Below are 288 nucleotides of genomic sequence, written 5' to 3'. Positions count from 1 at the left end.
TCGTTGTAGCAAAAGGGACGCCGCCAAGCTTGTTATCTTTATATCGTCGCGGGGTGGAGCAGTTCGGTAGCTCGTCGGGCTCATAACCCGAAGGTCGCAGGTTCAAATCCTGCCCCCGCAACCAAATTTTTTCGTATCTCTTCTATATGCATCTAAGCATGAAGCCCCCCTCAAGATGAGATTTCCCATTCCGCAAGGAAGTAAGATCCCTGAAAGATGATCAGGTTGATAGGTCTGAGGTGGAAGCGTGGTGACACGTGGAGCTGACAGATACTAATAGATCGAGGA

1 rRNA gene is annotated in these 288 nt (G+C 49.7%); it reads left to right on the top strand.

The annotated features are described in order from the left end of the window. A 23S ribosomal RNA gene (locus BA70_RS20450) occupies positions 1 to 285 on the top strand; the annotation flags it as partial. Positions 286 to 288 lie beyond the last annotated feature (3 nt).

Source organism: Bacillus zhangzhouensis (assembly GCF_000715205.1).
In the GTDB taxonomy this organism is placed as follows: Bacteria; Bacillota; Bacilli; order Bacillales; family Bacillaceae; genus Bacillus; species Bacillus zhangzhouensis.
Note: the sequence above shows the minus strand (reverse complement) of the source record. Positions and strands in the feature narration are given on the sequence as shown.